This window comes from Enterobacter sp. Li2LvB3 (genome assembly GCF_056156645.1).
In genome coordinates this window covers 1-21,697 of sequence record NZ_JBSICG010000032.1, presented here as the reverse complement: position 1 = coordinate 21,697, position 21,697 = coordinate 1, and the positions used below count along the sequence as shown (strand labels likewise).

Genomic DNA, 21,697 nt, shown 5'->3' with positions numbered 1-21,697 from the left:
TCCTTCGGGTTTGTATGGTGTGTTTCCCCTCACCCCAGCCCTCTCCCAAAGGGAGAGGGAGTAAAACGTTGGGGGAGGGGCTGGGATTACTTAACCAGTTTTTTCGTCATCTCAAGCAGAGTACGCACATCTTCCGGGCGCGTGTCGCCGCTGGCTTTGTCGATAATAGAGCTGTAGATATGCGGGATGATTTTGCTCACGCCGGCGTCCAGCGCAATCTGCAAAATCTCCTCATAATTTTCCAGATCGATACCGCCGGTTGGCTCCAGCCAGAAGTCGTGGCGGGCGCAGGCTTCCGCTACCGCTTTGTACTCATCACGGCACTTCAGGCCGCCCATCGGGAAATACTTAATGGAGCTGCCGCCAAAATCTTTCAGCAGGGCAATCGCCGTTTCTACCGGCACGATACCGTCCGGTGCCGCGCTGCTCAGCGGGCCGGTGGAGATTTTGACCATGCCGACAGTGCCGGTTGGCGATACAAGACCGTTGACCACAGATTCATTTTGCCCCAGCAGCGCGCGGCTGGTCGCCACGCCGGTAAAGACCTGGTTCACGTGCTGCGGTTGTACCTGACGGGAGATTTCACTCACCATCGCCGACTGGTTCGGATCGCCCGCGCCCAGGCCAACAGAGAGCGCGTTATCAATCAGTTGCGCGTATTCACGCATATCGGCCACCGCGCTTGCCACGTCCGGGTAATTTTTGGAGAGCACGCCCACCAGCACATGGCCTTCTGCCGCTTCGTAAATGGCGCTGGCATTAGCTTTTGAACCCGCCAGCACGTTCAGGCAGACACGGTCACGGTAAAAGTTGGGGGTCAGTTTCATGCGTGTTTCTCCTGTCCTAATACTTCGCCAATGCGGCGGTACACAATGTTTAGCTGCTCTGCGTTCACGCTGCGCACGTCCGCTTCGATAATCCCTTCGTTGGCTTTGTAGCCACGGAAATAAATCGCATATTCGCCCTGCTTCAGGCGGTTAACCAGCTCGCCGGTGCCCATGCCGGTGGTGGCTTCGTCAAACTTGATTTCAGCGCGCGCGATATCGCGACCGGCGCTGTCCCAGACCACGCGAGCGGTGACGCCGTTAAGGGTGTTCAGCGCGTCGATAAACGGCGTCATCTTGGCCACCATCTCGGCACCGCTCTCTTTGGTCGCGGTCAGGTAGTGTTCGATGGCGCAGGTCAGGCCAAGAATACCCTCTTTACCCACCTTCATCGCACGGCCAATACCCGCCGTCTGTCGTTTCACCCACTCAACATACTGTGTTTTGCCGATCACCAGACCGCTCGTTGGCCCTTCGATCGCCTTCGCACCGCTGTAAATAACCAGATCCGCGCCGGAACGGTAGTAAACGTGCAGATCTTCTTCCGCTGCCGCATCCACAATCAGCGGCAGGCCGTGTTTACGCGCCACCACTGCCGCCTGCTCTACGCTGAGCATACTTTTCTGCACGCAGTGGTGAGACTTGATGTACAGGATCGCCGCCGTGCGCGGAGTGATGGCTGCCGCCAGCTGATCGGCAGAACATTCGTTGGCATAACCCGCTTCCACCAGCTTGCCGCCGCCCAGCGCCACCATGGTGCCGACCGGCGCGCCAAAGTTAACGTTGTGGCCTTTCGGCAGCACGATTTCGTTGTTCTCAATCGGGGTGACGTGCAGGTTTTCCAGCAGCCAGTCGCTGTCTTTCACCAGCACCGCCGCCACGGACTGGGCAATGCCCGCTGAGGCGCAAGAGACAACGGTCGCCCCTTCCACATCCAGCAGATCCGCAATGTATTCACCGGTTTTGTTCACCAGATCTTTCATTTCGAAGTACTGGTTCATCCCGTCCATCGCCGCCTGCACCACTTCCGGGCGTGGCGTTGAAACACCCAGCGCCGTCATGCGGCCAGAGGTGTTGATGACCTGTTTTAAATTGTACTTCTCATAAATCGAAGGCATGTTCCGTGCTCCCTTGTTCGGTCATGTAGCCCTTGCCCGCGCGGATCGCGGCAAGCGGCACCAGAATGTGTTCAGCCTGAAGGCTGTCGTTTTCGGCATCGGTTAATACCGTTGGCTGGCGCTTAATGGTGAACAGCGTCAGGTCAGCGTCGAGCCCTGGCTGGATGCGCCCTTTGCGCGTCAGACGCAGGCCGTCAGCGGCATTTGCGGTCACGCACTCAATCACCTGCGGCAACGACATACCGATGGCGAGGAATTTCGACATCACGCTCGCCAGCGACCCGACCGGGCCATTAATGCGGTTGCGGCAGTAAATATCCGAGCTGATGGTGTGCGGCAGAATGCCCATCGCGATGGCGCGTTTCGCCACCTCAAAGCTAAAGCTCGCCGTGCCGTGGCCCACGTCCAGACGCACGCCGCGTTTCAGGGCGCTGGTGATGGACGCGCGCAGCTCGCCGGATGGGGTCAGAATGCGGTTCGGTTTGCCGTTGTAGCAGTGGGTAATGATGTCGCCGGAACTCAGCAGTTCAGCGATTTCGTCGAGATTTGGCGGGTTGTTGCCAATGTGCACCATCAACGGCAGGTCGCCGTTCTCTTTCTGAATGGTTTTCGCGCGCTCCAGTGGCGTAATGCCGTTCTCGCCGACCACGCTGCTGCTCATCCGCGCTTTCAGGCCGACGATAAAGTCAGGGTGGCGTTTAACAGCCTGCTTCACGGCATCCGCGTCAATATTGGCCATATTGGCCAGTTCGTTCTGGGCAATCAGCCCCACGCGGGAGATATTCAGCAGGGCAAAGACTTCAGTTGAGGCTTTGCGGGTGATGGCGTAAAAATCGTCCACGTCATCCGCGCCGGTGCTGCCTGCATCCACCACGGAGGTCACGCCGGTAGCGATGCCGACGCTGTCCGGTTCGTCGTGGTAAATCGGGGAATTCGGGTAGCAGTGAACGTGGGAGTCAATCCAGCCTGCGCTGACGAACACTTCGCCATTAAGCTCAACCGTTTTACGGGCGGGGGCGTCAATCTCGCCAAGCGCCGCGATTTTCCCGTCCTGAATGGCGATATCGGTCAGGGTATCGTCGGTAAGGCGCGCACGGCGCAGGAGTAAATCAAACATGGGGTTCTCCTGATAAGACGGGCGCCGGAGCGCCCGCAGGTATTAAAGGGCGACCGGGAACAGCCAGCCTAAGATCATCGCACCGAGGATAGCGCCACCGGTAATCGGCTTCTGCCAGAGGTAGAACAGCAGCGCACCGGCCAGTGAACCGATACCGATAGGGATCGAAGCGGTCATGGCGCTGAGGATAATCAACGGGCCGAGGAAGCGGCCGGAAGCGTTACCCGCGCCCATCATCACGTCAGCCCCGTAGGTGGAGTTGCTCTGATTGATGGTGAATTTACGCGCCAGGATGATGACGTAACCAATCGCCAGACCAATCACCAGGCCGGTAATCAGCGCGGCAATGAAGTTGGTCACCGGGAACATAATGCCCGCACCCAGCAGCAACGCGGGCACACCAAGGCCCACGCCGGTCTGGATGGCACCGCCGATATCGAGAATACCGACCAGAGACCCTTCGATGATGCGCGCGAACAGGAAGCTTGCGCCAAACGCCGCCACCGCGCCGTACACGCCGGTATCGATACCCGCTTTCAGCATCGCCACGAAGGCCACTTCGTTAAACGCGCCAATGCCATACAGGTAGTACATGTGCGTCCCGGCGAACACGCCGGAAGAGAGCAGGCCAACGAAAATCGGGAACGACCAGTCGGCATACCAAAAACCTTTATTCTGTTCCATGTAGAGGCTCCTGTTATTTACCGCTGAGCGAGTTGTGGATCATGTCGAGCCAGTTCGGCACGGTCAGATGGAAGGATTCGATCATCTTCATGTCGAAGCCGCGGAAGAAGCCGCTCAGGACAAACAGCGCCACGATGGCGACCATCATCACTTTGGTGACGTGGTTCCAGCCGCTCTCTTCAACGCCTTTACCAATCAGGATACCCAGCACCAGACCCGGCACGGCGTTCCCCATAATCAGCTGCGCTGCGCCGCCAAACACGGTAGCCCAGAAGCCAGATTTTTTGCCCGCGTCGATAGCCGCCAGCCAGAAAATCACCGGCATCACGGTGTTCACCAGCAGGTTGGCTGCCGGTACCAGCACCTTAACGGCGGTCACCTGGAGCGCAGCCGGAACGGAAGAGGCGGTAAGGTTAAGGAAGGTCACGACGATCATGCCGATCACGCCGCAGGCAATCGCCATTTTGCGTGGGTCGTGGAGTGTTTCACCGACATTACGGTTTTTGATCATCAGCGCCGCCGCGCCCCAGTTCGGGATAATGCGGTGGTCAACGTCCTGAGTGAATGCACCTGCGGCCACGGAAGAGGCCCAGGCGTTAAAGAAGAAGCCTAACCCAAAGGAGAAGTGAGAAGCCGGATCCCCTTCACAGGAGTTCAGTTCCCCCAACGTACGAAACGCGCCCATACCCTGAGTGGTAGGCGCATGAAACATGCGTGCAGCCCCGGCCCCCACACCGACGCCAACCAGGCCGCCAATGATGAGCGATTTTATTAATATAATTAAGAACATCAGTCTGCCCTTTTATGAATAATCAGCGTTGCGTGACGAAATCCACCTGGTCGAGATTGATGGCGGTCACGTTGACAGTCACATCCAGCTCCACGCTGTAGGTGCGTCTTTCCCGGCGCAAAAAGAAGAACAGAAATGCCTCTTTTCGCACCGCTTCTTGCGCCTGAACGACTTGCACATCCTGTGGCTCAATACGCAGTAAGATATGCGGTGAGGCTTTCATCACCGCGGCCTGAACGTGGTTAAGTGCATCGGCAAAGGCGCGCGCTTTGGCATCGCCTTTTCCCTTCACTCTCACCGTGGTTGTGAATTGTTCTTTCATGCTTACGCGCCGTGCTTCTTCTGCCACGCCTGTACCAGACGCTCGCCCAGCTCTTCTTTATCCATAAAGCCAAAGCCGAGTACATTGCAGCCTTCATTGATGGCGGTTACGCCCTCTTCCACTGAACGCATACCGTATTTTGCTTTGTAGCCATATTTGGTTTGGGCGGTAATTGCGCCCGCGCCACCGCTGCCGCAGAAGGAGATGCCGAAGGTGGCGTTTTCCGCTTTCATCACGTCACCCAGCTTCATATCCGCTGCCATACCCGGCACAACCACCGCGCGTCCACCTGCTTTTTCGATACCGGCAGCTACTTTCTGACCTTTACCCAGGCGATCGCCAATCACGACTGTAATTTGTTCCATGTGTTGCTCCTTAAAGGTTGTCTTTTGCGACTTCAAAGTGAACGGAGAGCAGCCAGGCTTCTTCATCAGGAAGGTTGCCAAACTGCGCCACCACTTCGCGGGCAAGTCGCATTGAATCGGGTGAAATTTCGTCGAACAATTCCGCTTCGACTTCCGGCAGCGGCTCGCCGGTCACAGACCGGTGCGCCATGGCGCGAACGTGTGAAGTCAGCATCTGTTCCTGTACTGCATTGGGGATGATGTTGTGCCGGGCCAACAGGGCATAAACCTGCTCAAGCATGGTGGTCGCGAGCTGCTCTGTTTGTACCGCCTGGTCTCCAACGTCGTTCATTACCGCTCCGTTAATCACTCGTCTTACCCCGTTAATGTCTCTGAGATAAAACTAACGTTGGCCGTTAATTGTTTGTAGCGAGTTGTTTTCCACTTCGAAGTGGAAAGGCGGGCGGCGGCAGTGATCTGTGCCACATAAATGCGCTGAATGATGACAATTCGCTGGTTTTACGTGAGGAACATCACATAACCAATCAACAAAACGGCAGGGCAGAACACGAAAACAACGGGTGGGGGAGTCGCAGAAATGTGACAGAGATAGGGTTTACTTATTACGATGCATAAAAAAAGCGAGAGCAGTACGCCCTCGCCTTGCTGTTGCGTCAGATGCTGAGTCTGTTAGCGGTATTTTTTGTGATAAGTGTTGCGGGTCGTCACGAACTGCTCAGCCGCCGCCTTCGCCTCTTTCACTTTACCTTCGTTCGCCAGTTTCAGCGCACCGTCAATCTGGCCGACCAGGATATCAAAACCGTGGCGGTAATCTTTCATTTCTGCGCTGTCTGCCGCTTTGCTTTCCAGCTTCGCTGGCGTCGCTTTCTGCGCATCCAGAGCCGCTTCACGCATTTTGGTTAATGCATCTTTCATTTCGGACGCATTATCGGTTTTCTGCACCACTTTCAGATTGGTACCGAGGATGCCCATATCTTCTTCAAGATCGGCAGCAAACGCAGTTGAGCCAAGAACCAACGTTGAAGCCGCGACGATCGCCAACAGATGTTTACGCATTGCTCACTTCCTTTTTTATTATTAAAACGCCTTTACGGGTATTACTGACCGGCGATTTTCATTTCCGGCAGTAGCACTGAACCACACTGTATATTGCTACGTGTTTCAATATCGTTACCGACAGTAACAATATTGCGCCACATATCCTTCAGGTTGCCGGCGATGGTAATTTCGCTCACCGGATACTGAATTTCACCGTTTTCAACCCAGAAGCCTGCCGCACCGCGAGAGTAATCCCCGGTGATGCCGCTCACGCCCTGCCCCATCAGCTCGGTGACCACCAGACCTGTACCCATCTCTTTCAACATCTGCTCAAAGTTCAGGCCCTGTCCGGCAATGCGCCAGTTGTGGATGCCGCCCGCGTGACCGGTGCTTTTCAGCCCCAGCTTGCGCGCAGAGTAGTTGGTCAGCAGCCACTGGGTCAGAACGCCGTCTTTGATGATATCGCGGCGTTCAGTGCGCACACCTTCGCTGTCGAACGGCGTGGAGGCCAGTCCTTTCAGCAGATGCGGATGCTCTTCAATGGTCAGCCATTCCGGCAGGATCTGTTTGCCGAGTGAATCCAGCAGGAACGTGGACTTACGGTAAACCGAACCGCCAGCAATTGCCCCCACCAGGTGACCAAACAGACCGGTAGCCACTTCGTTGGCAAAAATAACCGGCGCTTTCATGGTGGAGAGTTTACGCGGAGACAGACGCGACAAAGTACGCTGCGCACACTCGGCACCGACCCACTCAGGAGACTGTAAATCACCGAGCGCGCGGCCAATGGTGTAGGCGTAATCACGCTCCATATCGCCGTTCTCTTCGGCAATGACGCAGCTTGAGAGCGAATGGCGGGTTGAGCAATAGCCCTGCAACATGCCGTGGCTGTTGCCGAAAACTTTGATGCCGTAGTGGCTGTTAAAGCTGCCGCCTTCGGTATTAGTGATGCGTTTATCTGCTTGCAGAGACGCCTGTTCTGCACGTGCAGCCAGTTCGATGGCCTCATCCGGGGTGACTTCCGCCGGGTGGAACAGGTCCAGATCCGGTGCGTCGAACGCCAGCAGCTCTTTATCAGCAACGCCTGCGTAAGGATCGGGCGAGGTATAACGCGCAATGTCCAGCGCGGCCTGCACCGTACGGGCAATGGCATCCGGGCTGAGGTCGGTCGATGACGCGCTACCTTTGCGATTCTGGTGATAAACCGTGATCCCCAGTGCGCCATCGCTGTTAAATTCAACATTTTCCACTTCGCCATAGCGAGTACTTACGCTAATGCCGGTGGTTTTGCTTACCGCCACTTCGGCGCCATCTGATTTACCTGAAGCCAGCGCCAGCGCTGTGGAGACTGCTTCTTCCAGAATCTTACGCTGCGCTTCAACTTGTGAGGTTACTTTCATCGCAAATGCCATACTGTAAGAGAGAGTTAAGTGAAGTCTATCAGAGAACCGTTTTTCAGTGCGCGTCTTAACTGGTAACATTAGCCTCTTTTTTTAAGGAGCCTGACATGACTAAGCAGCCCGAAGACTGGCTCGACGACGTTCCCGGTGATGACATCGAAGACGAAGATGATGAGATCATCTGGGTCAGTAAAAGTGAAATTAAACGCGACGCCGAAGAGTTAAAACAGCTTGGCGCGGAAATGGTAGAACTGGGTAAAAACGCGCTGGATAAGATCCCGCTCGACCAGGATCTGCGCGATGCCATTGAACTGGCACAGAAAATCAAAAAAGAAGGCCGTCGCCGCCAGCTTCAGCTTATCGGTAAAATGTTGCGTCAGCGCGACGTTGATCCGATTCGCCAGGCTCTGGACAAGCTCAAGAACCGCCATAACCAGCAGGTTGCGTTTTTCCATAAGCTTGAGCAGATCCGCGACCGCCTGATTGAACAGGGCGATGACGCGGTACCGGAAGTCTTAAATCTGTGGCCAGACGCCGATCGCCAGCAACTGCGTTCTTTGATCCGCAATGCGAAGAAAGAGAAAGAAGGGAATAAGCCGCCGAAGTCTGCGCGCCTGATTTTCCAGTATCTGCGCGAGCTGTCTGAGAACGAAGAGTAAGGCACGCGCAAATGACCTTTGCGCGTTCCCCTGGGGCGGTTTAACTCGCCGCCGCAGTACCACCGACGGTCACCCGAACAGCCTTCGCGGGCTGTTCAGGTTTTGCCATTCCCGGTAATTTATCTGGCGCGCAATCACGGATGATTTTCCCCCCTTTCATCACCAGCACCCGGTCGAAATATTTCAGCAGATAGCGACGATGCGTCACCATAATCAATGTTTTGTTCTGGATGAAATGATCGAGATGTTCAAAAATACGTTGCTCCGTCACTTCGTCCATACTGGAGGTGGGTTCATCCCAGAGGTAAATTTCCGCCTCGCTGCTCAGGCTTCTGGCAAGCAGTAGCTGCTGGTTTTGTCCGGAAGAGAGGTTTCGCGCCATAAAACTCACCGGATAACGCAGCCCCATCGGATGCTGCAAAACGAATCCACAGTTGGTCACCTGAAGCGACTCAATCACCCGCTTGCGGTTATTGCACTCTTTTAAGGAAAAATTGCTTTCAATACTGCCCGTAAAAAGCGTGTCCTGGTTGGTCACCATACTAATGAAACGGCAAAAAAAATTCTGCGCCAGGTGGCGAGAGTTATAACCGTCATACATTATGCTACCCTCCGTCGGGGGGCAGTAGCCAGAAAGCAGCGAAACCAGAGAACTTTTGCCCGAACCGCATTCGCCAACGATCGCCACCCTCTGCCCTTTAGGAATATCCAGGCTGATATTGTCGAGCGCTTTTGGCAACTGCGGATCGTACTGATAATTCACCGCCCGCAAGGCTATATCTCCCTGCAGATTTACGACGGACTGCAGAAGTTTTTGTTCCTGCTGCTCTGACACAAACATCTTCATTAAATCGGAGATGCTTTTATTGGTGGTGAAAATCGTTGAAAGGGTTGAAGCCAGCCCGGAAATAATCCCGGACATACGTCCGGATACGATGACTGAGGAGATGATTGCCCCGGTGGTGATTTCGCCTTTAATCACCAGGAAGAAAGCAAACACCATCAGCAGAATTTGGTTCAAATTCGACATTGCACCAAGCGCTGACTGGTAATAGACGCTCGCTTTACGAATTTTCAGACTGAGCCATGACTGGTTGTTACTGCTATTGACCCAGTCCAGCATTAAGTTTCTGTTATTCAGCGTGTGGATTGTTCTCAATGAGTACAGCAGTTCCGTAATGAACACGTTACGGTTAGACTGGCTCTCCTTCATTTTATCCATAAGGATTTCAGTATATTTATAGTTCGCCCAGGCGAGTACCAGCGATAGCGCCATTAGCGTCACCGGGATCAACACCAGCATACCGAGGTTCACATAAATAATAATGCTGAAAATAATAAAAACAGGAATATCAGACAGACGCTGGAAAACGGAGTTCAACAGTACCGGCTTAATCTTTTGAAACTCGGTCCAGAGAATGAAGACTGAGGACATTGAACTTGTTTTGGTGGTGTTATAAATCAACGACTCGACAAAGGAAACATCAACGTTAACATCCTCCTGCCTTGAAACAATTGACTGGTAAATATCTTTTGATGAACGGAGTAAAAATTCAAAGATAATAAAGACCACGACAATTGCAGTGACACCGAACAATGAGGCTGCAGACGAACCAGGCACCAGCTTATCGTAATACAGGTTACTGAATACTGGGATCGTCAGCGCAAAAAGTGCCATAAACAGCGAAGTGAAAAAATATTTACTGTAAAAAATTTTATTATTTCGCAGCCCTGTTTTCAGTATTTCGCCAATACGAATAGACTCACTCATACCGCTCAGCGGCTGAATAAGAAAAACGGAAATTTCATTCAAATGATCGGATTCGCACTCAATGACGCCAAACTCATTGTTGCGCGAAACCAGCTGCAATCCGCCTTCCTGGCAGCCGACACACACCATCCATTGCATAGCTGATGTCAGCATGATCAACGGCATATTCTCGTTAAGCAGATCCTCGGGTCGGGAGAATTTCACCTCGTGGATCACCAGACCTAACGACAGAAAATAGTTTTTGATCTGCACTTCGTGCGCAGGCTCGTTTTTATCATAACGAGAGAGGTTTACTGGGATCTTCTTTTCGTCTATCTCAATGCGGGAATCATGATTTTTTGCAATATAGCGCATCACGCCCGCAAGACCTAAATCATATAACGTGAAATCATTCATGGATATCTTTACTCAACCCCCCGATCGTTGCCGACCGGGGGGACGTTGATTATTGATGCTGAGACTGATCGTCGTGCTGCTCTTCAACCGAAGGCGTGATGCTCATCACCTCTGCAGCGAAGCTGGCAGCCTGATGCGAGGTTTCGGCGTCAGCAGCGGATTGTGGCGAGTCATCGTGGTTCTGGCTCTGCTCATCCATACTGGCGATAACGCTGCCAGAACTGGTATCCACCGTAAACGGCACCTCCTGACGCTCACTATTCCCCGCGTTGTCTTTGGTTTGCAGCACCAGGGTGTGTGGGCCCTCCTCCAGCGCGACCGGTACCTCAAACACCGTTGGACCGGAATCTGCCGGCGTCAGCGAATAGACCGTACCGTCCAGCTCGACGCTGGCATGTGTGACATCCGCATCAAGGCTGAATTCGAACACCGGATGGGATGATTCCACCTCGATCGGTGCCGGATCCTGCGCTTCGGTATAGCGAACGCTCTGCAACAGGGCTGGCGTATCCGTCTCCACATCAACACTATGGGCATACGAACTGGTATTGCCTGCCTGGTCGGTAATGGTAAAGACCAGCTCATGGGTTCCCTTGTCGACATTCTCAATGTCAATGTTCCAGTTCCCCTCCTGGTTCACCCGGGTCGTGACTTCATCACCGTTATCCAGCTTGACGGTAATATCCGCTCCTGCTTCGCCATGACCGGTAAACGATAGTGTGGAATCATCGCTGATCCAGCTCTCTTCCTGACCACTATTACTGGCGAAAGTGACATCGAAGGTTTCGATGTGATTATCGACGGTAAAATCAACCGACTGGCTGGCCGTATTACCTGCCGTATCGGTGACGTTCACCTCCAGCGTCCAGTGACCTTCCGCCAGCGGCGAATCCGGGGTAAACGTCCAGTTGCCCGACTCATCTTTCACCGCATCGTACGTATTACCATCCAGGGTAACCTGCACCCGGGTGACGTCGGCATCAATGTCGCTGAGAATAAACGCTGGCTGCGTGTTGGAGGTGATGTTATCCCCCGCCACACCGGTGTCGCTTCCCGCATCCATCGTCACTACCGGCGTACTGATGGTGGTGTCGATGGTGAAGTCCAGTGAAGAATGGGCGGTGTTGCCCGCCGCATCGGTGACTCTCACATCCAGCGTCCACTGGCCGTCAGGCAGTGCCGTTTCCGGGGTGAACGTCCAGTCGCCCGACTCGCCTTTCTCCGCATCGTAGGTTTTGCCGTTCACGGTGACCTGTACCTGGGTAGCATCGGCATCAATGTTGCTGAGAATAAACGCTGGCTGCGCGTTGGAGGTGATGTTATCCCCTGCCACACCGGTGTCGCTTCCCGCATCCATCGACACCACTGGCGTACTGATGGTGGTGTCGATGGTAAAGTCCAGCGATGAACTGGCGGTATTGCCCGCCGTATCGGTGACGTTCACATCCAGCGTCCACTTACCGTCCGGCAGCGCCGTATCTGGCGTGAACGTCCAGCTGCCGGTGTCTCCTTTCACCGCGTTATAGGTTTTACCGTTCAACGTGACCTGCACGCTCACCACATCGGCGTCGATATTGGTGAAGACAAATCCCGGCTGCGGGTTAGAAGAGAGGTTATCCCCTGTCACACCAGTATCGCTCTGCGCATCCAGCGTCACCACAGGGGTGTTGATGCCCGTATCGATCGTGAAGTCCAGGGAAGAGTGGGCGGTGTTGCCCGCCGCATCGGTAACCTTCACATCCAACGTCCACTTGCCGTCTGTCAGCGCGGAATCTGGGGTATAAATCCAGTTGCCCTCCTCATCTTTGACCACAACAGACGTTACGCCATTAAGCGTGACTTCGACCTTCGTTACGTCAGCGTCGATATTTCCCAGGGTAAAGCCCGGCGTAGGGTTTTGAGTAATATTGTCACCCACCACACCGGTATCGCTGTCAGCATTGAGCACGATCGTTGCCGCACTGATGAAAGTATCTACGGTAAAGCTCCAGGACTGGCTCGCGGTGTTTCCGGCGCCATCCGTTGCCTTAATCTGCACGTTTGTCAGACCGTCAACCAGAGGTTCTGTCCAGGTGACAGACCAGACGCCTGTCGAAACCTGAGTCGCCTGCACCGTCTTGCCATTGATGGTCACGCTGAGAGAAACCACATCTTTCTCAACGTTGCTCAGAACAAAGGTCGGCGTCGAGTCATTCGTCAGACTGTCACCCACCAGACCACTATCCGAAGCGGTATCAAGGGCAATGACAGGGGTAGTGAACATCACGTCCAGCGCCACCGGATCGCTGATATTGGTCGCGCTATCCTGCGCCTGAACGGTGATCTTACCACCATCCGGGTAGCTTATTGCCGTACTCCAGGAACCAGAGCTGCTTACGGTCACCGTGTTGAGGATATTGCCCGCTTCGTCCTTGATCACCACCGTGGTACCGGCTTCAGCATGACCTGAAAGGATCCACAGGCTACCTTCACTGTTCCATGTTGAAATCTCTATCGTTGGCACGGTTGGCACAACGCTATCCACCAGCAGGTCGTGCTGGATCTCCTGGGTGTTGCCTGCCGGATCCTCAATTTTGAACGTTAACGCATTATTGCCTTCGGACAGTTGATCTGTGGTGATGCTCCAGGTGCCGTCGGCGGCCACCGTGGTTGTCGCCACGACCATTCCGGCTACCAGTAAGGTAACGGTAGCGCCCGCTTCACCCACGCCGTTGAAAGTTGGCGTTCGGCTATTGACGGTCCATTTATCAATAGAGCTATCTTTATCATCCTGCACATTCGCGGTGAACTGGCTGATTGACGTATCGACCACAATCGAGAACGTTGAGGAAGTGGAGTTCCCGGCCTTATCCTGTGATGTCACCTTGACGTTCCAGTTACCGTCAGAGAGAAGCAGCGAGTTAATGTTCACGCTCCAGCCCCCCTGGTCGTTTACCCAGACCTGACTCACTGTCATTCCGTTGATCGTTACAGTGACATAGCTATTTTCCTCAGCGGTCCCGCTAAATTTAACGCCCGCAGAGAGATCGTTGATATAGATCGTATCGTTTACAGTATGGTCCGCAATGCTTTCTCCGTTGATTGTATCCAGCGTTACAGCGGTATTGTTGACCGTATCGATCGTGAATGTCCGCTCCCCGGTCGAAGCTGTGTTACCCGCTGCGTCGCTGATATCAAAGCGGATGGTATGCTTACCATCACCAGGCGCTTCAGGGACGGTGTATAGATAATTTCGCCCGGTAATGGTAATGGTTTCAACATATTTGCCGTCAATGTACACGTCGACGGGTTGACCCGTTTCTCCGTTAATCTGGAACGTTGGAATCACTTTGGACGTATAATAGTCGTTATTATAAAAACCTGAGTCGGTGGTCATTTTATCCACCTCAATCCAGGTACTGGTATCCACTGTCAGCAGCATACGCGCGGAGTCCGCCGTGTTGCCTGCGGCATCTTCCGCGATCACGCGGATAGAGTACTCACCGTCAGCAAAGGTGGCAGGATATTGCCATGTCCACTGGCCCTGCGCATCCGCAGTCACCGTGGCGACAACGACCTCATTCACCAGGATAGACACTGTCGCACCCGCTTCCGCCGTGCCGTGGAAAGACGGGGTATTATCATTGGTGATGGTATCGCTCAGGCTTCCTGAGTTAGAGGCGTCATCCAGCTTGATCGTCGGGTAGTCCGTTTTACTGTCCAGCGTAAAGAGGAACGGATCGCTGCTAAGGGTATTGCCTGCCGCATCCGTAATGGTTGTGGTCAGTGTGTAGTCCCCATCTTTGCTGAGAATCACCTGAATATCCCAGATTCCGTCCGCGTTGACGGTGCCTTGCCCTACCGCAACGCCATCCAGATACAGCATGACCGTTGCGCCGACCTCCCCGGTTCCCGAGACATTCAAACCGGTTTTATTGGTCAGTTCCGGCAGCGCATCAACGCTAAAGCTGTCGATAACGGTATCAATCACCACAACTGCGGTATCACTGGTGGCAATATTACCGGCGGTATCCGTCGACACCATTTTAACGGCATAGGTGCCATCAGCACTCTCCGGCATTGTCCATGATACTGAGCCAGCGGCATCCGCCGTGACCGTCGCCATCAGAACGCCATTGACATAAATATCCACGCTGGACATCGGGTCGGTGGCCGCCGTCAGCGTTGGTGTATTCACATTGGTGATGGAATCATTGGTATCCGCACTGTTGGAATCCCGGCTCAGCACAACGGCTGAAATACTGTTCTGCGTATCGCAGGTGATATCGATACTCTTTGACGCCGTATTGCCCGCGATATCCGTTTCCGTCACGATGAAGGTTTGGTTTCCTTCCTGCAGGGCGATTTCACTGCTCCAGTTGCCATTATCATCGGCGGTTACCGTGGCCAGAATCTCGCCTTTCGCGTTAGCGATGGTGATGATCGCATTGGCCTCGGCGCTACCGTCGAGATGAACGAGGGTGTTTCGGGTAATGTTGTCCGTCGCACTTGACCCCGTATCATCCGCATCACGCAGATCGACCGTTATCGGGGTGATATAGGTATCCACGATAAAGGTTTGAGGACCAAAATCTGTGGCGTTACCGGCGACGTCGGTAACGGTAAAGCTGAGTTCATGTTCACCGTCACTTCCAACGTTCGGCATTGAGGCAAGCCAGGTCCCGTCGCTGGCTGCCACGGTTTCCACCACAACGTTGCCATCAACCATCACCACTATACGCGCACCAGCTTCAGACGTGCCGTGAACAGTCGGGGAGCTGGTATTAATATATCCCGCCTCGTTCATCCCGGCGATATCCCACGTCAGCGGTTCGACATGCGTATCAACCACCAGGCTGGCAGGACTTGATTTCACCTCTTCGCCATTGTTCGGGTTAACAATACTGACCACGATGCTATAGGTTCCCTCAGCCATCTCCGGGAGGTTGAAGTTATAGCGCCCCGTGGAATCCGTCGGCGCAGTGCCTGCGACTTTACCGTCAATATAGATAGTGACCGTATTCCCCGGCAGTGAGATCCCGGTCAGCGTTGGCGTGGTATCGTTCGTGATGAAGTCGCCAATTGCGCCGCTATCTGAGTCGGTCTGCAGTTGTAACGTCGGTGGATCAACGTCAATCAACGGAATGATAAAGGTGAAATCGGTTCTGTCAGAGATGTTGCCCGCTTTATCGGTAGCAATGACGCCAATAATATGATCGCCAGCGGTCATCGCGCTCGGCGGGGTCCATGCCCAAGAGCCATTGCTGTCAGTCGTTACGCTACCTACGCTTACGCCATCAATCATAATTTTCAACGTCGATCCCGGCTCTGCAGTACCGCTGAACTCTGGCGTTAGGCTCAATGCCTCATGATAGTTTTCCGGATCTGAGGCGCTGAGTGCGACAACCGGCGCACTGACGATAGTATCAATTTCAAAGTTCTGGCTGGCGGTCGCCTGGTTTCCGGCGCGATCCACTGCTGTTACCGTAATGGTATAGCTGCCGTCCACCAGATCGCCCAGCGTCACGGACCAGGTGCCATCTGCCACTGGCATGACGTCCAGCGTCTGAATCACCTCGCCTTTGTCATTGGTCACAGAAATAGTGAGCTTCGCATCTTTATCGGTCACGCCGCCAAAGGTCGGAGAGGTATCGTGTGTCAGCCTGTCGGTTTGCGAATCACCGGTATCGGAGGTGGCTCGCATATCAACCGACAGCGCAATTTTGGTATCGATAGTGAAATCAATCGCATTTGAGGATGCATTCCCCGCTTTATCGGTCACCGTTACCGTCGCCGTATAATCCCCGTCCGCCAGCTTCGCTGGGGTCACGGACCATTCACCGTTTCCATCCTGGATTGCGGCATATTTCACTCCGCCAATCTGGACAGACACGCTATCCACATCGTCCGGTATGCCAGAAATGATGAATTTCGGCTGGGTGATGTTCGTCAGGTTGTCGCTATCGCTGGAGCCTGAATCGCTGGCGCTGTCCAGATCTATCGTCGGCTGTGGGATCTGCGTATCAATCGTAAACGTCAGCGTATCGGAGTGGTAGTTCCCCGCCAGATCGTACATATCAACGGTTAACGTCCAGGTGCCGTCAGCCAGCGTATCCGCCGTATAAATCCATTGGCCTTTATCGTTTTGCACCAGTGACGTTGTGCGTCCATTCAGGGTGACGCTGACCGCCGCCAGATCTTCCGCCGCGTAAATCTGGAAGCGCGGCGCTGCAACATTGGTCAGATTGTCGTGGGCATCGCTACCCGTGTCATCAAGCAACACGACGGTCGGCGACGTAATAACGGTATCAACAACCACGTTATAGGTCGTTGTTCCTTTGTTACCGGCATTATCCGTAAAGGCAACCACGATATTGTAAGAGCCATCTGGCAGCGCGTCCGGGACCATCCATTGCGTGGTTCCCGGCGCCAGGGTCCAGCTCTGAGAACCAATCGATACCGTAACGCTGGCAATATCGGCCGGCTCACCGCTGATGTTGATCACCGGCTGGGTAATATTGGTGATGTTATCGTCGGTGCTGCCGCTGTTGGTCGCATCATCCAGCTCGACGATCGGAGCCGGACAGAAGGTATCAACGGTGATGGTTGTGGAGGCGGTTTTAACGTTACCCGCGTTGTCCTCGACCCGGACAGTCGCGGTGTATACACCGTCAACGAGGGCATCCGCCTCAGGGATCTGGAGCCCCCAGACGCCGTCTTTAAGGCTCGCGTTATAGGTTTTATTGTTGATACTGACGGTGACGCTATGCGCGTCGCTGTCGATATTGCCAATGACAAAATACGGTGTGTTGTCTTTGGTGAGGCTATCGTTTGACGACGTACCAGTATCGCTCACGTCCGCCAGATCGATAGTCGGCGTGTTAAGCGTGGTATCGACCTCAAAGGAGAGCGTTTTTGATGCCGTATTCCCGGCCTTATCCACCACGTTGATTTGCAAGTCATAGTGACCATCCACCAGTGACGGTGTTTGGTATAACCAGCGCCCGGTTTCATTCTGGGTCAGGATAGTCGTGACGCCATTCAGCACAACCGTCACCGACTCAACGTCTGAAGGCACGATCACCTCAAAATTCGGCGCATTGTTGTTGGTGATGTTGTCGCTATCGGAGTAACCCGTATCGTCACCCACCACAAAGTCCACATCCACTGAGGTATGGGTATCAATCGTAAACGACAGCGTCGTCTCTTGCGCGTTACCCGCTTTATCTGTAATGACGGCTGACATCGTGTAGGTGCCGTCAGCCAGCACATCAGGCGGCGTGAAGCTGACTGGCTTGCTGCTCAAATCAACGTTGTAAGTCTTACCGTTAAGGGTCACAACCAGGCTGTAAGCGTCGCTATCAATGGAGCCAAAGGTAAAAGTTGGCTGAGTCACATTGGTGTAGTTGTCCATCGGGCTGGAGCCGGAGTCATCCGCTGTGGCTAAATCGATCGTCACCGGATGAAGCGTGGTATCCACCTCGAAGGTAAAGGTATCGGACGCCTTGTTACCGGCTTTATCCACCACCTCAACGACCAGCTGGTGCGAACCATCCTCTAAGACACCCTCAACGAAATAAACCCATTTACCGTTGCTCTTAACAAGCTCAACCGCCGTACCGTTATCCAGCGTGACCGTAACGTGAGAAACATCGTCCGGTACATTGATTTCGAAAGATGGCTGCGTATCTTTCGTCAGATGGTCGACGCTGGAATAACCGGTATCTTCAGACATAATGATGCTGTCAATCGCGGTGATCGTATCAACCTCAAAATCCAGGCTGGACGAGCGTACGTTTCCGGCTTTGTCCGTTACCGTCACCTCCAGGGTATAGATACCATCAGTGAGCGTCGGTGCCTGGAATGCCCACTGCCCCTGCGTGTTTTTGGTTAATGTGTAATCCACATTATTCAGCGTGACCACGACCGAATAGATATCGCTATCCACGTTGCCAATCGTAAACTGCGGACGGGTATTGGAGGTCAGATTATCATCCGTCAGATCCCCGGTATCAGACGCCGTATTCATATCAATGGTCGGCGTCGATAACGTGGTATCGATCGTAAAGCTAAAGTTCTGCTGTCGGGTGTTGCCCGCCAGATCCTGCACATCAACCGTCAGGGTGTAGTCCCCATCGCTCAGCGTCGATGATGGCGTAAAGATCCAGTTACCTTTTGCATCCTGGGTTAATGGCGTGGTGCGGCCGTTCAGCGTAACGCTGATATACGTGACATCGCTATCGACATTGGTGATGACAAACGAGGGCTTATTGTCTGCCGTCAGATGATCGCCATCGTCATATCCGGTATCGTCCCCTGCGGCAAACGCCACAACGGGCATTGAGAGCGAATTATCAAAGGTAATGGTTTTGGTGCTGCTGGTTTCGTTTCCGGCAACGTCCTGTACGGTGACATTTAGCGTGTACTCACCGGATGTTCTCAGCACCGACGAGGTCACCGTCCATTCACCGTCGCTATTTTTCACAACAGTGCACGGCACGCCATTGAGGGTCGCCACGACGCTTATCACATCGTCTGAGGTCGTGACGCGGAATACCGGCTGGCTGGCATTGGTCACATCGTCTGTCGAGGAATCCCCCGTATCTGTCGTCAGGGTGATACTGCTGATCTCAACGGTGGTATCAACAGTAAAGGCATATGAGGTGGTTCTTTGGTTACCGGCATTATCCATCACCACCGCCTGCAGGGTGTAATTCCCTTCCGCCAGCGCGCTATCCGGCGTATAAAGCCAGCGACCATCGGACTGAGGCGTTAACGTGGTTTTGACGCCATTCAGGATCACCTCAATGCTATACACATCCTCTGGGATATTCCCCATGATGAAAGATGGCGTTGTGACGTTAGTAATATTGTCGTCAACAATTCCGCTATCGTCTTCATCCGTCAGTTGCACAGTCAGCGGTTCAAGCGTCGTATCAATGGTGAAGTTCTGCGTGCGATCGGCGGTGTTGCCTGCTTTGTCAGTCACCGTTACATGCAGAGTATACTCACCATCGCTTAGCGCAGAAGGTAAGGTTATGACCCATTTTCCATCCTGATAGACCGCATTTTGCGTCATGGTTCCAACGGTCACTACAACGGTCTGGGCATCTGAAGGCGCCGTTATCGCAAAGGTCGGCTTCGTCTCATTTGTCATCCAGTCATTCTGCACGCCGGTATCGCTCTGCAGAACAATCGCATCCACGCTGGTGACGGTGTCGATGGTGATCGACATGGTGCTCGAACGAGTGTTACCCGCGTTATCAACGACGATCAGCTCCGCCTGCCAGACGCCATCGGCTAAATCCACCGGTACGGTAAATTCGCCAATGCCATCCTTAATCGTGACGGGCCAGGACTGACCGTTGATATTCAGAGTGACACTCACTACGTCGCTGTCAACATTGCCAATAATGAACGTCGGACGCACATCGTTAGTGATGTGATCGGAATTACTGTAGCCGGAATCACTCTCCCCGGTGAGCGTCAACGTTGGAGTAGAAAGCGTTGTATCAACCGTAAACGCAAGTTCCTGCTGGCTGATGTTACCCGCCTTGTCGGTGACCGTCACCGAGAGCGTGTGTGCCCCATCGGCCAGCTCGCCCGCCGTAAAGTGCCATTTACCGTCGGCCTGTTTAATGGCAGAACCTGCCACTTTACCGTCAATCAGAATGGACACATGAGTGACATCATCCGGCGCGGAAATGGCGAATTCTGGCGTGTTAACGTTGGTCAGGTTATCCGTTGTGCTTGAGCCAGTATCATCCAGCAGCACAACGCTGTTAATTGACGTTACGGTGTCGATCTCAAAATTCAGCGCATCGGAGCTCTGCTTATTACCTGCAAGGTCCGAGGTGGTCACCGTGATTTGATAGCTACTATCACTCAGGCTTACCGGACAGTTCCAGAGCCCTTCTCCATAGTCTTTCGCCGAAACAGTCCAGCTCTCCCGATATTTACCGTCGGTGCTGCTGATAACTATCGTCACGAAATCACAGTCATCAACATCCACACCACCTAACCGGAACTGAGGTTTAGCGGTATTGGTCAAATCGTCCGTCTGGCTGTCTCCAGAATCAGATCCGGCCACCAGATCGATGGTGGGTTTAGCCACCTCCGTATCAATCGTAAAGTTGAGCTGGCTGCTCGCCTGGTTACCAGCAATATCCACGACGGTGACCGTCGCCGTCCATTTGCCATCCGGCAGGGCATCCGGAAGGGTAAATGAGGTGCCGTTGCTTAGATCGATAGCGTACTGTTTACCGTTAATCGTCAGCGTAATGCCCGCCACATCTGCGGGGATGTTGCTGAAATTAAAGGTTGGTGTGGTATCAGACGTGTAATTGTCCGTTGCGCTGGAGCCCGTATCAGAGTTTTTATCAAGCGCAATCGTGACAGGTTGTACGTCGGTATCGATAGTGACGGTCATAGGAGAAGAACTTCTCTCATTCCCGGCATCATCAATCGCTTTCACCACTACCGTGTAATCACCATCTGCCAGCACTGGGGCATTAAAGATCCACACCCCGTCCATCAGTTGAGCATCGTAGACTGTGCCGTTGAGGATAACCTGAACGTCAGTGACATCAGGATCGATATTCCCCAGCTTAAAGGCCGGCGTATTGTCATTGGTAATGTTGTCAGTGTTGCTGATCCCGCTGTCCGACGTGTCAGCCAGATCAACCGTCGGCGTCGACAGGGTGGTATCGATATTAAACGTCAACGAAGAGGATGAGGTATTGCCCGCATTGTCGGTCACCATCACGCTGATACTGTGATTACCTTCAACCAGTTTACTCGAGGTAATACGCCATTGACCGGCGCTGTCCAAGGTTGCAGGCACCGCTGCGCCACCGTCAATACTGACCATAACGCTCACGACGTCCACATCGGTACGGATCGCAAAGGTCGGGGTATCGACGTTAGTCTGGTTATCACCTAAAACGCCAGTATCATCACTGAGCGTGATCACCGGGGCGACAACGACCGTATCCACCGTAATGGATAACGGTGGCGACTGCCGGGTATTACCCGCGTCATCAGTCACTTTAACAATCACGCTATAGTCACCGTCCGTCAGCACCGGGGCAGTGAATTGCCAAACCCCGCCAACCTGCTGAACGGTACAAGCGGTACCGTTGATCAGCACCTGCACGTCGGTCACGTCGGCGTCGATATTGCCCAGCGTAAAGGTCGGCGTACTGTCGTTGGTGATGTTATCCGTACTGCTGCTG

Annotated in this window: 13 protein-coding genes; 1 reads left to right on the top strand and 12 read right to left on the bottom strand. The window is 53.8% G+C overall.

The window, feature by feature from the left end; genetic code table 11:
* Nucleotides 1–86 precede the first annotated feature (86 nt).
* The 10 genes from dagF to pmbA form a co-directional block, all read right to left on the bottom strand.
* Complete coding sequence (dagF, locus tag ACS603_RS21150; protein ID WP_166717730.1) at nucleotides 87–827, bottom strand: 2-dehydro-3-deoxy-phosphogluconate aldolase; 741 nt, start codon at nucleotides 825–827, stop codon at nucleotides 87–89.
* Nucleotides 824–1,942 carry a DgaE family pyridoxal phosphate-dependent ammonia lyase gene (locus ACS603_RS21145; RefSeq protein ID WP_446492018.1) on the bottom strand — a complete coding sequence of 373 codons (1,119 nt, stop codon included), beginning with the start codon at nucleotides 1,940–1,942 and terminating at the stop codon, nucleotides 824–826. The genes dagF and ACS603_RS21145 overlap by 4 nt, the downstream gene beginning before the upstream one ends.
* Complete coding sequence (locus ACS603_RS21140; RefSeq protein ID WP_315687698.1) at nucleotides 1,926–3,059, bottom strand: amidohydrolase/deacetylase family metallohydrolase; 1,134 nt, start codon at nucleotides 3,057–3,059, stop codon at nucleotides 1,926–1,928. Before ACS603_RS21140 ends, ACS603_RS21145 begins: the two co-directional genes overlap by 17 nt.
* Before the next feature lie 42 nt (nucleotides 3,060–3,101).
* Complete coding sequence (locus ACS603_RS21135) at nucleotides 3,102–3,743, bottom strand: DUF4310 family protein (RefSeq protein ID WP_182273539.1); 642 nt, start codon at nucleotides 3,741–3,743, stop codon at nucleotides 3,102–3,104.
* A 13-nt stretch (nucleotides 3,744–3,756) separates the two neighbouring features.
* Nucleotides 3,757–4,533 (bottom strand): DUF4311 domain-containing protein, encoded by a 777-nt coding sequence (locus ACS603_RS21130; protein WP_182059379.1) that lies wholly within the window; start codon nucleotides 4,531–4,533, stop codon nucleotides 3,757–3,759.
* Nucleotides 4,534–4,555: 22 nt separating this feature from the next.
* Entirely contained in the window at nucleotides 4,556–4,855 is a 300-nt protein-coding gene (locus ACS603_RS21125; RefSeq protein WP_006810338.1) for a DUF4312 family protein, read from the bottom strand.
* A gap of 2 nt (nucleotides 4,856–4,857) precedes the next feature.
* Nucleotides 4,858–5,220, bottom strand: coding sequence for an SFCGS family glycine-rich protein (locus ACS603_RS21120; protein ID WP_014068671.1), 363 nt, complete (start codon nucleotides 5,218–5,220; stop codon nucleotides 4,858–4,860).
* Nucleotides 5,221–5,230: 10 nt separating this feature from the next.
* On the bottom strand, nucleotides 5,231–5,569 hold the full coding sequence (locus ACS603_RS21115; protein WP_182059378.1) for a glycine dehydrogenase: 339 nt from the start codon (nucleotides 5,567–5,569) through the stop codon (nucleotides 5,231–5,233).
* A gap of 320 nt (nucleotides 5,570–5,889) precedes the next feature.
* Complete coding sequence (gene cybC / locus ACS603_RS21110; protein WP_182059377.1) at nucleotides 5,890–6,276, bottom strand: cytochrome b562; 387 nt, start codon at nucleotides 6,274–6,276, stop codon at nucleotides 5,890–5,892.
* Between the two features lie 41 nt (nucleotides 6,277–6,317).
* Nucleotides 6,318–7,670 (bottom strand): metalloprotease PmbA, encoded by a 1,353-nt coding sequence (gene pmbA / locus ACS603_RS21105; RefSeq protein ID WP_182059376.1) that lies wholly within the window; start codon nucleotides 7,668–7,670, stop codon nucleotides 6,318–6,320.
* A 95-nt stretch (nucleotides 7,671–7,765) separates the two neighbouring features.
* Here pmbA and yjgA point away from each other — a divergent pair, with 95 nt between their 5' ends.
* Entirely contained in the window at nucleotides 7,766–8,317 is a 552-nt protein-coding gene (gene yjgA / locus ACS603_RS21100; protein WP_023334300.1) for a ribosome biogenesis factor YjgA, read from the top strand.
* Nucleotides 8,318–8,357: 40 nt separating this feature from the next.
* Here the strand turns inward: yjgA and ACS603_RS21095 are convergent, their stop codons facing one another.
* Both ACS603_RS21095 and ACS603_RS21090 read right to left on the bottom strand, forming a co-directional pair.
* Nucleotides 8,358–10,484 (bottom strand): peptidase domain-containing ABC transporter, encoded by a 2,127-nt coding sequence (locus tag ACS603_RS21095; RefSeq protein WP_474944890.1) that lies wholly within the window; start codon nucleotides 10,482–10,484, stop codon nucleotides 8,358–8,360.
* A gap of 49 nt (nucleotides 10,485–10,533) precedes the next feature.
* Nucleotides 10,534–21,697: Ig-like domain-containing protein (locus ACS603_RS21090; RefSeq protein ID WP_474944889.1), on the bottom strand; the 11,164-nt coding region annotated here is incomplete at its 5' end.